The organism is Erwinia artemisiae (genome assembly GCF_051400835.1).
Lineage (GTDB): Bacteria > Pseudomonadota > Gammaproteobacteria > Enterobacterales > Enterobacteriaceae > Erwinia > Erwinia aeris.
Genome location: NZ_JBLFFM010000009.1, coordinates 1 through 12539, shown reverse-complemented (window position 1 = coordinate 12539; position 12539 = coordinate 1). Strand labels below are relative to the sequence as shown.

Sequence of the window (12539 nt, the reverse complement as noted above, 5' to 3'; positions counted from 1 at the left end):
AGTACCAGTATTAAATTGTAGAGGGCCTTTATGGCGACTTATTCTAGCAACGATTTCCGTCCCGGTCTTAAAATCATGTTCGAAGGCGAGCCTTATGCCGTCGAATCCAGCGAGTTTGTTAAGCCAGGTAAAGGCCAGGCGTTCGCACGTGTGAAAATGCGTCGTCTGCTGACCGGCACTCGCGTTGAGAAGACCTTTAAGTCTACCGACTCCGCCGAAGGCGCAGACGTAGTAGATACCAACCTGAACTACCTGTACAACGACGGCGAGTTCTACCACTTTATGCACCCGGAAACCTTCGAACAGCACCCTGTCGAAGAGAAGACTGTTGGCGACGCGGCAAAATGGCTGCTGGACAACGCAGAGTGTATCGTGACGCTGTGGAACGGCAAGCCGATTCAGGTTCTGCCGCCAAACTTCGTTGAGCTGGAGATCGTGGATACCGATCCAGGCCTGAAAGGCGATACTGCCGGTACCGGCGGCAAGCCAGCCAAACTTTCTACCGGCGCGGTAGTGAAAGTGCCTCTGTTCGTACAGATTGGCGAAGTGATTAAAGTAGACACCCGTTCGGGCGAATACGTTTCTCGCGTAAAATAAGTGGTATGGGCCTGCCTGCGCGGGCCCTTATTTTTTCCCGCCCCATAAACCGCCTCTTTTATTGCTGTCACTCTAACGGCCTGCGCGCTGAGCGCAATATTTTCCACGGCTTCGGCAAAGACGCCCGGCACCCGGGCGGCGTCATCTCACACACTGTCAGCTGAGTTCCCGTCTTCCTTTCCGCCTCGCCAGACGCATTCGCGAAATTACGACTATGCTTAACACGCTGTACTTTACTTCTAATTAAAAGGAACTGGTTATGTTAAAGAAAAGTATTGTCGCGATCTTTTCCGTTCTGGTGCTCTCTTCTGCGCTTACCGCCTGTAATACCACCCGTGGGGTAGGCGAAGACGTGTCCGCAGGCGGACGAGCGATCCAGCGAAGCGCTCAGTAAAAGAGAGGCCGGTGTTTGCACACCGGCCTTCTTGTTTTCAGCCTTCACAGGGTATTAATCCTGCTTCACCCAAATCAGCTTGTTCACGTCAAAACCGGCCTGACGCGCCTTCGCCGTCAGCTCTTCTTTTACCTTGCCGTCGAGCTGCGGCGTGCGCGATAAAATCCACAGATAGTTTCTGTTTGGCCCGCAGACCAGCGCGTGCTGATAGTCTTTATCCAGCGCGATCACGTTGTAGCCGCCATAAAAAGGCCCGAAGAAGGAGACTTTCAGCGCCGCCTGGCTTGGCGAACCGGTAAAGTAGGCTTTGCCGATGCTTTCCTGCCAGCGCTGTTTTTTGACGTTAAAGCCGCGGTTAATTACCTTCAGCCCGCCGTCGTCGCGCTTGCTGTAGGTGGCGGTCACGTGATCCAGACCGCGCTCGAAGCGGTGATCCAGACGGGCGATTTCATACCAGCTGCCCAGATAAAGGTCGGCGTTGAAGCCTTCGATGGGCGTGACGCCTTTCGGCGGCGTGGTGGTACAGGCGACAGAGAGAAGGGCGCCGGCGCCTGCGGCCAGCATTTTCCAGAGAGACATAAGCGATTCCTTTGCGTTTGAACTGCTTAAGTATAGGCCATTTTGCGCAGGCGGCCCGAAGCCGCCCGGTTATCAAAGCGTCAGTACGCCAATCGCGGTGACGATGCTCAAAATGGCGGCCAGGCCATAGAAAATCCATTTGCTGGCGGGAAGATGAATTTTCAGGTCGTGCGTCATGTGGTGCAGCCGATGCACCGCGCACCAGAGCGGCAGCACGATAGCCAGAAAAAGAAAGAGGCGGCCCGGCCAGCTTTGCGCAAAGCCAAGTATGCGCTCAAAGCTGAAGGCCGACGGCGCGCCCAGTCCCAGCGGCATCATGATACCCGCCAGCAGCACCACAACGGGCGACACCAGCGCGGCCCACATGCCGCCCGCACCAAACATGCCCCAGAACAACGGCTCGTCAGAACGGTTTTTATTTTTCATTATCCCTCCCTTACCAGCAGAACAGCGGCCAGCATGGCAAGGCTAATCAGCGCCATCGCCAGCCACAGGCTTTTAACAATCGGCCCGGACGACAGCTTCTTGTCGCCAATAACGATAATCGACGCCTTAGGCGCCAGCTCAAACCAGGTTTTGCTGTGCAGCAGCGCCGCGGCCAGCGCAATCAGGTTCAACAGCAGCAGCACGGGATGCTGTAGAAAATTCACGAAGGCTGCCCAGCTTTCCGCTCCGTGCTTTAGCGCGTACAGCCCGAAAATCAGCTCTACGCTAAACAAGAGCGCCGGAAGCGCCGTGCCTTCGCGCAGCATATAGAAGCGATAGAAACCCGTTTTTCGCCACCAGTCGGCCGTAACCGGGCGGTGATAAGCATTGCGTTTAGAACTCATCTGGCAACTCCTTATTGTGGCCTGAGGCTGGCGATCAGATAGTCTTTGGCGCTTTCCACTTTGCTCTGCTGGATAGCGGCGGCCGGATCGACATGTTTCGGGCAGACCTCCGAGCAGAAGCCAACAAAAGTGCAGGGCCAGACGCCGTTATCGCCGTTCAGCTGCGGCATTCGCGCGCGTTTGCCTTTGTCGCGGCTATCGAGGTTGTAGCGGTGGGCCAGCGTAATAGCGGCCGGGCCGATAAATTCCGGGTTAAGCCCGAACTGCGGACAGGCGGCGTAGCACAGGCCGCAGTTGATGCAGCCGGCAAACTGGTGGTAGCGCGCCATTTGCGCCGGCGTCTGCCGGTTGGGGCCGTTCTGCGCCTGCGACGAATCGCCGATAATCCAGGGCTTGATTGCCGCCAGGCTCTCGATAAAGCGGCTCATATCCACCACCAGATCGCGCTCGATGGGGAAGTTAGCCAGCGGCTCTACGCGGATCCCCTGCGGATAGTGGCGCAGGAAGGTTTTACAGGCGAGCTTTGGCACGCCGTCCACCATCATGCCGCAGGAGCCGCAGATAGCCATGCGACATGACCAGCGAAAGGACAGATCGCCGGCCAGGTTGTCTTTGATATATCCCAACGCGTCCAGCAGCGAGGTTTGCTCGTCCCAGGGAACCGGGTAGGTGACAAAGTGAGGTGCCTTATCCGTTTCCGGGTTATAGCGTTGGATGGCAATGTTGCAATGCGCCAGGTCAGCCATTTTGCGCCTCCTTATGTTCTGATTCCGCGCCGTAAACGCGTTTCGCCGGCGGCAGCCGGGTAATCACGACGTCGCCCCAGGCGATGGTCGGCGCGCCCTGCGCGTTGAAAAAGCTCAGCGAGTGCTGCAAAAAACGCTCGTCGTCGCGCTCGCGGCAGCCCTCATCCAGACGCTGGTGTGCGCCGCGCGACTCTTTACGCGCGAAAGCCGCGTGCGCCATACATTCCGCCACGTTCAGCCCGTGCTCCAGCTCAATGGCATAGAGCAGTTCGGTGTTGAAGACGCTGGAGCTGTCGCGGATGCGCACGCGGCCGAAGCGCGCTTTCAGCTCCGCCAGCTTGTCGATAGTCTGCTGCATCAGTTCCGGCGTGCGGTAGATACCGCAGCCTTCCTCCATCGTCATGCCCATTTCATCGCGCAGCGTCGACCAGCGCTCGTCGCCGGGCTGATTAACCAGCGCCTTCAGCCGCTGCTCGCAGTCGCGGGCCTGGGCGTCCAGCGCGGCGGTGGCGAAGTTACGATTTTCCAGCGCCCTGACGGCGGCGTTTTCACCGGCCAGACGGCCAAACACTACCAGTTCCGCCAGCGAATTCGATCCCAGCCGGTTAGCGCCGTGCAGGCCCACCGACGAGCATTCGCCCACGGCAAACAGCCCACGAATAGTGGTTTCACAGCTGGCGTCCGTAGCGATACCGCCCATGGTGTAGTGCGCCGTCGGACGGATAGGGATAGGGCTGGTAACGGGATCGACGCCGACGTAGGCTTTGCTCAGCTCGCAGATAAACGGCAGCCGCTCCAGCAGTTTTTTCTCGCCCAGATGGCGCAAATCGAGATGGACGACCTCGCCGCGCGGCGTATGAATGGTGCGGCCTTTCTGCGACTCATGCCAGAAAGCCTGCGACACCTTGTCGCGCGGCCCCAGCTCCATATATTTGTTTTTGGGCTGGCCGAGCGGCGTTTCCGGCCCCATACCGTAATCCTGCAGATAGCGATAGCCGTCTTTATTAACCAGGATGCCGCCCTCGCCGCGACAGCCTTCGGTCATCAGGATACCGGAGCCGGGCAGTCCGGTCGGGTGATACTGCACAAACTCCATGTCCCGCAGCGCCACGCCGTGACGCAGCGCCATTCCCATGCCGTCGCCCGTAACGATGCCGCCGTTGGTGTTATAGCGATAGACGCGCCCCGCGCCGCCGGTTGCCAGCACCACCGATTTCGCCAGAATTTTTATCAGCGCGCCTTCCATCATGTTCATGGCAACCAGCCCGCGCGCCTCGCCGTTATCCACCAGCAGATCGAGAACGAAATGCTCATCGAAGCGAGTAATCTGCGGATATTTCAGCGAGGTCTGAAACAGCGTATGCAGCATATGGAAGCCGGTCTTGTCGGCGGCGAACCAGGTGCGCTCGATTTTCATGCCGCCGAAGCGGCGCACGTTGACCGAGCCATCTTCACGACGGCTCCAGGGGCAGCCCCAGATCTCCAGCTGGGCCATCTCCTGCGGGCAGTGCTGCACGAAGTAGTCCACCACATCCTGTTCGCACAGCCAGTCGCCGCCGGAAACGGTATCCTGAAAATGCAGATCGAAGCTGTCATGCGCCTGCGTGACGGCGGCGGAACCGCCTTCAGCGGCGACGGTATGGCTGCGCATGGGATAGACTTTTGAAACCAGCGCAATGGAAAGCGTGGGGTGGGCCTCCGCAGCGGCGATGGCCGCCCGCAGCCCGGCACCGCCCGCGCCGACAATCACCAGATCGGCAGTAAAAGTTTGCACGATATTCTCCCTGTCAGGCCGTTATAGAAAGGATGAGGGGATACCCTCGGTTAACGGAGACAGCAGTATAAAACCGGCGGTAGCGGGTAAAATTGATATGCTCAGGCAAACAGGTGAAAAAATGACGTCAATAATGTTAAGGGGTTAACGTTTTCCGCAGTGGACGCTGTATCGGGCGCGCGTTTTTTTTACCGGCGCAGGTTTGTTTGTACGAAGCGCCTCGGGTAGACTGCTTCACCCTGATCCCTGAGGAGTACAAACTATGAGCGATACGGCCAGCTGGCAGCCGAGCGCGCCCGTCACCAACTTGTTAAAACGGGCAGCGATAATGGCTGAAATCCGGCGTTTCTTTGCCGATCGTGGGGTGCTGGAAGTGGAAACCCCGGCGATGAGCCAGGCAACCGTAACCGACATCCACCTGTTTCCTTTTCAGACGCGTTTTGTCGGGCCGGGTGCGGCGCAGGGGCTGGATCTCTACCTGATGACCAGCCCGGAATACCATATGAAGCGGCTGCTGGCAGCGGGCAGCGGGCCGATTTTCCAGCTTTGCCGCTGCTTCCGTAATGAGGAAGCGGGACGCCATCACAACCCTGAGTTCACCATGCTGGAGTGGTATCGGCCGCATTACGATATGTACCGGCTGATGAACGAGGTGGACGATCTGCTACAGCAGGTGCTGGAGTGCGCGCCTGCGGAAACGCTCTCCTATCAGCAGGCTTTTCTGCGTCATCTGGAGATGGATCCGCTGTCGGCAGATAAAGCGCAAATGCGTGAAGTGGCGGAAAAGCTGGGCGTGGGCGATTTGGCTAACCGCGAGGAAGACCGCGACACGCTGCTTCAGCTGCTGTTTGTCACGGGCGTGGAGCCGCAAATCGGCAAAGAGAAACCGGCGTTTGTGTACCATTTCCCGGCCAGCCAGGCGGCGCTGGCGGAGATCAGCACTGAAGATCACCGCGTGGCGGAACGCTTCGAGGTCTATTTCAAAGGCATTGAGCTGGCCAACGGCTTCCGTGAGCTGACCGACAGCCGCGAGCAGCGCCAGCGTTTTGAGCAGGATAACCGCAAGCGGGCCGCGCTTGGCCTGCCGCAGCAGCCGATTGACACTAATCTGCTGGACGCGCTGGCGCACGGCATGCCGGAATGCTCCGGCGTGGCGCTGGGCGTGGATCGCATTGTGATGCTGGCGCTTAAGGCGTCGCAGCTGAGCGAAGTGATCGCGTTCTCCGTCGACCGCTGTTAAGTCGCCAGAAAAAAGGCCAGGGATTGCGCCCTGGCCTGCGTCTACAGCCCGCCTGATTTATACGTTCTGGCCGCCGGCACGCCGTTGTTGACCGGCGTTTTGCGCCCGATGGTTTCCATACGCACCTGGAACGGTGGGAAAGGCATCTCCAGCCCGTGCTCGTGATAGCCCTGCAAAATAAGCTGATGCAGCTCGTGGCGCAGCGGCATCCTGTGGCCCATCTCCGCCGCGTGAATGCGCAGCTCAAACAGCTGAATGCCCTGCTGCAAATCCACCAGGAACGCTTCCGGCGGCGGCGTGTCGAGCACGTACTGACAGCGCTGCGCGGCGGTCAGCAGCACGTTGGTTACCTCTTCGCTGTTGGCTTCCGCCGCCGCAGGAATAGTCAGCACCACGCGCGTAACCGAATCGGAGAGCGACCAGTTAATAAACTGCTCGGTAATAAAGGCCTTATTCGGCACGATAATCTCTTTGCGATCCCAGTCGGTGATTGTCGTCGCGCGCGTGTTAATCCGCGTAATGCTGCCGGTCAGATCGCGAATGGTAACGGTATCGCCGATGCGGATCGGCTTTTCAAACAGGATAATCAGGCCGGAAATAAAGTTGGCGAAAATTTCCTGTAATCCAAAGCCCAGCCCCACGCCCAGCGCCGCCACCAGCCATTGCAGCTTCGACCAGTCGATGCCGATCATTGAGAACCCGGCCAGGCCGCCAACCAGAATCAGCGTGTACTTGGTCAGCGTGGTGATGGCATAACCGGTACCGGGCGTCAGATTAAGGTGCTGGAGCAGCGCCAGCTCAAGCAGCGCCGGCATATTACGCACCAGCTGCGTGGTAATAATCAGCACCAGGATCGCAATCAGCACCGAGCCGAGCGTGATCGGCTCCAGGCTTTCCACGCCCTGCACCGTGGTGCTGGCATCCCACAGCCTGATGTTCTCCAGAAAGCCGAACGCCGAATGGATCTCTGACCAAAGCACAATAACCGACACCAGCGCAATCAGCGTCAGGATGGAGCGTACCAGCCGCAGCGACTGGGCGCTGATGGCGTCCAGATCGATAACCGGCTCGTCGACTTCCGTTTCCGTGCTTTGCGTAGCCGTGGTTTCCTCTTCACCTTTGGCGCGCTGGGCCAGTATTTCCGCCCGTCGGTTGCGCGCGCGATCGAAAGCGATGCGGCGACGCTGAATAAGCATCCAGCGGCGAATAATGTGATAGATAATCAGCAGCAGGAACCAGATAGCCAGCGAGGTTTCCACCCTGGCCAGCAGCGCCTGCGCGGTGGCCAGATAGCCGATGCAGGAAGCCAGCGCGGCGATCAGCGGAATGCAGATCATCATGTTCCACAAGATATTGCTGATAAAGTTTTCGCCGTTGCCCTCTTTATCCAGGTAAAGAGGAATGCCCGCGCGTTTCAGGCTGATGGTCACCAGGCTCAACGCGCCGCAGATCAGGATAAAGCAGAGGCGGCCCAGCGTGGCGGAGAAATGGCGCTCGTCCAGGTTATCAAAGCCTATCAGCAGCATAATCAGCGGCACCACAAAGCCGATGCAGAGCGTATAGAAGCGCATCGCGCGCGCCACCCGATTCTGCTGCCAGCGGAAGTGGACGATAAACAATCCTTTAGAGCGGGCAAAGCCCGCGCTGATCATAAAGGCCCACAGCAGCGGCACGGTGGCGGTGATGCCGTCGCCAATCGCCACGGCGACGGGGTAGGGCCAGGCGTGCTGCAAACCGTAGCCCAGCGCCATCCACAGCACCGGCAGCGGCAGCGCCACCAGAATCGACCAGAACACGGTGCGCATGGTCAGCCCAAAGCGATCCTGAGTGACTTTGCCCACCTTACTGGCGGAACGGTCCAGGAAATCACGATAGTGTCGGCGCGAACTCAGGCTGAAGCCTACCAGCAAAACCGCACCGATAATGGGCAGCACGGTTTCCCGGTTGGTAAACATCATCACCAGCGCGCCGCCCAGCTGGCCCAGCGTATTCAGCGACAGCAGATTGCGTAGATCGCGCATCAGCAGCAGCGGGAAGTCGAGATGCAGCGCGCCGACATCCGCCGTCCAGAACAGATAGCGATGCGTCGCCTCTTTGATTTCCCGCAGCGCGTCCTCAAGCTGACCGTTGGCGACTTTAAGCTTGGTCACTTCCAGGATCAGGTTGTCGCTGCCGGAAAGCAGCGAGCCAATCAGCTCGCGCTGGGTTTTCAGCTGGGCGTCGAGGATGCGGCGCTGCTCGCTGGTTAGCGGCGTGCCGTCATCCTGGCGGAGCTGACGCAGCTGCTGCTGGCGCTCCAGCAGATCTTCATAGCGCAGCCGCTGGACGCGCAGCTGGGCCATATCGTTATCCAGCTGCTGCGGTTTGGGCATTTCCGGCAGGCGAGCCACCTGCGCGCGCAGGGCTTCACCCAGCACCGTGGAGACGCCGAGCCACTGCGACTGCTCGCGGATAGTGCTCAGCGCCTGGCGAACCTGAATAGTTTGATTAACGGCGGTACGCTGCTGCGAGGCGACCAGATCCATGCGCTGCGCCTGTTCATTCAGCGCGGCGGACAGCTCCCGGTTAATACGGAACTGTTCGCTGAGTCTTTGCGGCAGCTCGCCGCTGTTTTCCGCCAGCTGTTCCGTTTTTTCCAGCGCGATTTCGGCTTCGCGCTGACGGCGGCTGTTCAGCTGATTGCGCAGCGCCTGCAGATACGCATCCAGCTGGGTGGCTTTACGCTGGTGAAGCTCGCCGCGCATCCGCGCCAGCTCCTGACGGTTGTTGGCCGACAGCTGCGCCAGCTCCAGCTCATCGACGCGGGCTTTACGCGCTGCCGACTCTGCCTGGCGAGCGGAGAGCTGTGCCTGAGCGAGCGGCGTGGTGGGGGTGGGCTGAGCCTGAAGGCGCCGTTCAATCTCATTCAGCGCGCGTCGGGCGTCGGTTTGCTGCTGCGGCAGCTGGGCCAGAGAGTCGCTGATTTCCCTGGCGCGATCCTGCTCCTGCTGCGCCTGGCGGCCTTCTTCCAGCAGCTGGCTGCTGATCTGCAGGATCTCCTGATCCAGCTCCGCCGCCGTCATGGTAGCGCTCACCGTTTTGCTGCTGTCGCCCAGCACGACCAGCTGCTGGCGTAATTCGCGAGAAAGGCGGGGAAAATCGTCAATAACCTGCTGATAGTCGCTGGCGTTGGCCTGCGACTTTTGTTGGTCATCGATCCAGTTTAGCGCTGACTGAAGCGCATCCACGATTTCCGCCTGATTGGGCGTGTCCTGACTGGACTTCGCCTCTTCCAGGGCCTGTTTAATCTGCGCAGCGTCGGGGGCGCTGGCGGCCCAGGCGGGCTGGAGCAGCGTCCAGCCCACGAAAAGAATAACTATCAGGCGTAACATACGTCTCTGCTATGGGTGATGTAAGACTTCTTCAGCACTGGTTTTTTGCAGCGCGATAGCCAGCGGCTGGCCCAGACGCGTGGTGGTTTCCGGCGTCAGGCTTTCCGCCAGTTTCACTTTACCTTCGGCGAACAGGTTGATAACGGTCGATCCCAGCTTAAAGCGGCCCATTTCCTGGCCTTTCAGCAGCACTACCGATCCCTCTTCCTCCGCGCCCGGCCAGCGCCAGCGCTTGATCACGCCTTCGCGCGGCGGCGTTACCGTGCCCGCCCAGACGGTTTCGATGCTGCCGACGATAGTGGCACCGACCAGAATCTGCGCCATCGGGCCGAACTCGGTATCAAAGAGGCAGATAACGCGTTCGTTACGGGCAAACAGGTTAGGGATGTTTTGCGCCGTCAAAGGGTTCACGGAGTAAAGATCGCCCGGCACGTAGATCATCTCACGCAGGATGCCGTTGCACGGCATATGCACGCGATGATAGTCGCGCGGCGCCAGGTAAGTGGTGACAAACTCGCCGTTGCGGAACATATCGGTCATCGCGACATCGCCCGCCAGCAGCGCTTCCAGGGTATAGGTATGGCCCTTCGCCTGGAAGATGCGATCCTCGTCGATATGGCCCAGCTGGCTGATTGCGCCATCGCATGGCAGCACCAGTAGATTAGGATCGGTTTCAATCGGGCGAGCCTCGTCACGCAGCGGACGCACGAAGAAATCGTTAAAGGTCCGGTAGCTGGCGGTATCGGGCTTCTGCGCCTCTTTCATATCAACTTTGTAGAACCAGACAAAAATATCGATAACGGCTTTAGTCAGCCAGCCGGCGCGCTTGCCTGCGCCCCAACCGGCCAGTTCAGTAAGGCCTTTTTTCGGCAAAACAGCATTCAGGCCGAGCTTCAGACGATCCAACACAATAGCCTCCTGGCTTTCTGAAATAATTAAGGGTGCGGATTGTAACAGCGTCCGTGCATTCAGGCTACGACGCCCGCCGCGCGGATCTCAGTCGCTGTTTTCAGAAAAACTGCGTCGCGTTTTTAGCTGCATATCCGACATGCTGTCCAGAATTCGGTGGTAGTTGGCAAAACGCGACTCGTCGATATCGCCGCGTTCTACCGCTTCGCGGATAGCGCAGCCCGGATCGGTGTCATGCTTGCAATCACGGAATTTGCAGTGACCTAAAAACTCACGGAATTCGACAAATCCGCGGGTGATTTGTTCCGGCTCCAGATGCCATAAACCGAATTCGCGCACGCCCGGCGAGTCGATAACGTCACCGCCGTTAGGGAAGTGGTAAAGACGGGCTGCGGTAGTGGTGTGCTGACCAAGACCGGAGACGTCGGAAACGTCGTTGGTGAGGATCTCTGCCGCAGAGTCCAGCCCCAGCAGCGCATTAAGCAGGCTGGATTTCCCTACGCCCGACTGGCCGGCGAAAATGCTGACGCGATCAACCAGCGCGGCTTCCAGTTCGCTCAGGCCCTGCTTGCGATGGCTGGAGACCATCACGACGCGATAGCCGATGTTGCGGTAAATAGTCATCTGCTCCTGCACAAAGGCCATGCCTTCGTCATCCAGCAGATCCGTTTTATTCAGCACCAGCAGCGGCTCGATATCCAGCGTTTCGCTGGCCACCAGATAGCGGTCGATAATATTCAGCGACAGCTCCGGCAGAATAGCCGAGACGATAACGATCTGATTGATATTGGCGGCAATCGGCTTTACGCCGTCGTAGAAGTCAGGACGGGTCAGTACCGAGGTGCGCTCGTGCACCGCTTCCACAATGCCTTTGGCGCTCTGCACGCCGGGCCGCCAGAGTACGCGGTCGCCGGTCACCAGCGAACGAAGGGTGCGGCGAATATTACAGCGGTGGACGCTGCCGTCCGCATCTTCCACGTCGGCGTGCATCCCGAAACGACTGATCACCACGCCGTCGCGCGCTTCACCAAACAGGCTATCATCCGGCTCCGGCTTGTCGGCGCGCTGCTTCAGACGGCGCTCATGGTTGGCACTGACGCGACGTTGCTGACCTTTAGACAGTTTGTTCTTGCTCACGCTTCCTCACAGGCTTAGCTTCGCCCTGACAGGGCAAAACGTTTATGATACACCCTAACGTTTGATGATATAAGCCACGGCGAGAAACCCTATGACAGTAAATGCCAGTAATCTGATCTGGATTGACCTTGAAATGACCGGCCTGGACCCGGAACAGGATCGTATTATCGAAATCGCCACGCTGGTGACCGATTCCGATCTGAATATCCTTGCGGAAGGACCGGTGTTCGCCGTCCATCAGTCCGATGCGCAGCTGGCGCTGATGGATGAGTGGAACGTGAACACCCATACCAACAGCGGGCTGGTGGAGCGAGTGAAAGCGAGTCAGTACGACGATCGCGCCGCCGAGCAGGCGACGCTGGCGTTCCTGAAAAAGTGGGTGCCGGAGAACAGTTCCCCAATCTGCGGCAACAGCATCGCTCAGGATCGTCGCTTCCTGTTTAAATATATGCCGGAGCTGGAGGCCTACTTCCACTATCGCTATCTGGACGTCAGCACGCTGAAAGAGCTGGCGCGCCGTTGGAAGCCGGAAATCCTTGCCGGTTTTAAAAAGCAGGGCACGCACCAGGCGATGGATGATATTCGGGAGTCGGTTGCCGAGCTGGCCTGGTACCGCGAGCATTTTATCCAACTCTAGGAGCGAAGCGCTGACAAAATTAGCGTTATGCTGGTTTTGTCAGCAATCAGGCGGCAAAGCGAAAAAAAGTGGCGTTGCAGGCTTGCGGCGATTCTCATTTCTCGTATAATGCGCTCCCCGTACAGGAAGAGTTTTTACCTGATACGCAGAGCGGGAATAGCTCAGTTGGTAGAGCACGACCTTGCCAAGGTCGGGGTCGCGAGTTCGAGTCTCGTTTCCCGCTCCAAACGTTTTACTGCACCACCCCAAGCGGGAATAGCTCAGTTGGTAGAGCACGACCTTGCCAAGGTCGGGGTCGCGAGTTCGAGTCTCGTTTCCCGCTCCA

At 58.8% G+C, this 12539-nt stretch carries 12 protein-coding genes and 2 tRNA genes; 6 read left to right on the top strand and 8 right to left on the bottom strand.

The window, feature by feature from the left end:
• The first annotated feature begins 30 nt into the window (after positions 1-30).
• Positions 31-597 carry an elongation factor P gene (gene efp, locus ACMGEE_RS17500; protein WP_125290277.1) on the top strand — a complete coding sequence of 189 codons (567 nt, stop codon included), beginning with the start codon at positions 31-33 and terminating at the stop codon, positions 595-597.
• A gap of 259 nt (positions 598-856) precedes the next feature.
• Entirely contained in the window at positions 857-991 is a 135-nt protein-coding gene (locus ACMGEE_RS17495) for an entericidin A/B family lipoprotein (protein WP_034939964.1), read from the top strand.
• Between the two features lie 54 nt (positions 992-1045).
• On the opposite strand, the gene ACMGEE_RS17490 is transcribed toward ACMGEE_RS17495, so the two are convergent.
• The 5 genes from ACMGEE_RS17490 to frdA form a co-directional block, all read right to left on the bottom strand.
• The gene (locus tag ACMGEE_RS17490; RefSeq protein ID WP_253455930.1) at positions 1046-1570 is read right to left on the bottom strand and encodes a lipocalin family protein; all 525 of its coding nucleotides are present in this window, start codon (positions 1568-1570) and stop codon (positions 1046-1048) included.
• Between the two features lie 72 nt (positions 1571-1642).
• Positions 1643-1996, bottom strand: a complete 354-nt coding sequence (frdD, locus tag ACMGEE_RS17485) for a fumarate reductase subunit FrdD (protein WP_253455928.1) — start codon at positions 1994-1996, stop codon at positions 1643-1645.
• Entirely contained in the window at positions 1996-2400 is a 405-nt protein-coding gene (gene frdC / locus ACMGEE_RS17480) for a fumarate reductase subunit FrdC (RefSeq protein WP_253455926.1), read from the bottom strand. The genes frdD and frdC overlap by 1 nt, the downstream gene beginning before the upstream one ends.
• A gap of 11 nt (positions 2401-2411) precedes the next feature.
• Positions 2412-3146, bottom strand: coding sequence for a succinate dehydrogenase/fumarate reductase iron-sulfur subunit (locus ACMGEE_RS17475; RefSeq protein WP_436830393.1), 735 nt, complete (start codon positions 3144-3146; stop codon positions 2412-2414).
• On the bottom strand, positions 3139-4920 hold the full coding sequence (gene frdA, locus ACMGEE_RS17470) for a fumarate reductase (quinol) flavoprotein subunit (protein WP_253455921.1): 1782 nt from the start codon (positions 4918-4920) through the stop codon (positions 3139-3141). The genes ACMGEE_RS17475 and frdA overlap by 8 nt, the downstream gene beginning before the upstream one ends.
• Before the next feature lie 262 nt (positions 4921-5182).
• Between frdA and epmA the strand changes: the two genes are divergently transcribed.
• Complete coding sequence (epmA, locus tag ACMGEE_RS17465) at positions 5183-6160, top strand: elongation factor P--(R)-beta-lysine ligase (protein ID WP_253455919.1); 978 nt, start codon at positions 5183-5185, stop codon at positions 6158-6160.
• Between the two features lie 41 nt (positions 6161-6201).
• On the opposite strand, the gene mscM is transcribed toward epmA, so the two are convergent.
• The 3 genes from mscM to rsgA all read right to left on the bottom strand — a co-directional run bounded on the left by mscM (position 6202) and on the right by rsgA (position 11577).
• Positions 6202-9531 carry a miniconductance mechanosensitive channel MscM gene (gene mscM, locus ACMGEE_RS17460; RefSeq protein ID WP_253455916.1) on the bottom strand — a complete coding sequence of 1110 codons (3330 nt, stop codon included), beginning with the start codon at positions 9529-9531 and terminating at the stop codon, positions 6202-6204.
• 9 nt (positions 9532-9540) lie between these two features.
• Positions 9541-10440, bottom strand: a complete 900-nt coding sequence (asd, locus tag ACMGEE_RS17455; RefSeq protein ID WP_253455913.1) for an archaetidylserine decarboxylase — start codon at positions 10438-10440, stop codon at positions 9541-9543.
• 87 nt (positions 10441-10527) lie between these two features.
• Positions 10528-11577, bottom strand: coding sequence for a small ribosomal subunit biogenesis GTPase RsgA (gene rsgA, locus ACMGEE_RS17450; protein WP_253455910.1), 1050 nt, complete (start codon positions 11575-11577; stop codon positions 10528-10530).
• A gap of 91 nt (positions 11578-11668) precedes the next feature.
• Between rsgA and orn the strand changes: the two genes are divergently transcribed.
• From orn to ACMGEE_RS17435, 3 genes are all read left to right on the top strand, one after another.
• Positions 11669-12214 (top strand): oligoribonuclease, encoded by a 546-nt coding sequence (gene orn / locus ACMGEE_RS17445; RefSeq protein WP_253455908.1) that lies wholly within the window; start codon positions 11669-11671, stop codon positions 12212-12214.
• Between the two features lie 150 nt (positions 12215-12364).
• Positions 12365-12440: transfer RNA gene (locus ACMGEE_RS17440), tRNA-Gly, on the top strand.
• A gap of 23 nt (positions 12441-12463) precedes the next feature.
• Positions 12464-12539, top strand: a tRNA-Gly gene (locus tag ACMGEE_RS17435).

What these genes read in the sequence shown, in the direction of transcription:
- mscM (WP_253455916.1), bottom strand. Translation starts at nt 9,531, where the DNA reads ATGTTACGCCTGATAGTTATTCTTTTCGTGGGCTGGACGCTGCTCCAG.
- epmA (WP_253455919.1), top strand. Translation starts at nt 5,183, where the DNA reads ATGAGCGATACGGCCAGCTGGCAGCCGAGCGCGCCCGTCACCAACTTG.
- orn (WP_253455908.1), top strand. Translation starts at nt 11,669, where the DNA reads ATGACAGTAAATGCCAGTAATCTGATCTGGATTGACCTTGAAATGACC.
- ACMGEE_RS17475 (WP_436830393.1), bottom strand. Translation starts at nt 3,146, where the DNA reads ATGGCTGACCTGGCGCATTGCAACATTGCCATCCAACGCTATAACCCG.
- ACMGEE_RS17495 (WP_034939964.1), top strand. Translation starts at nt 857, where the DNA reads ATGTTAAAGAAAAGTATTGTCGCGATCTTTTCCGTTCTGGTGCTCTCT.
- efp (WP_125290277.1), top strand. Translation starts at nt 31, where the DNA reads ATGGCGACTTATTCTAGCAACGATTTCCGTCCCGGTCTTAAAATCATG.
- frdD (WP_253455928.1), bottom strand. Translation starts at nt 1,996, where the DNA reads ATGAAAAATAAAAACCGTTCTGACGAGCCGTTGTTCTGGGGCATGTTT.
- frdC (WP_253455926.1), bottom strand. Translation starts at nt 2,400, where the DNA reads ATGAGTTCTAAACGCAATGCTTATCACCGCCCGGTTACGGCCGACTGG.
- ACMGEE_RS17490 (WP_253455930.1), bottom strand. Translation starts at nt 1,570, where the DNA reads ATGTCTCTCTGGAAAATGCTGGCCGCAGGCGCCGGCGCCCTTCTCTCT.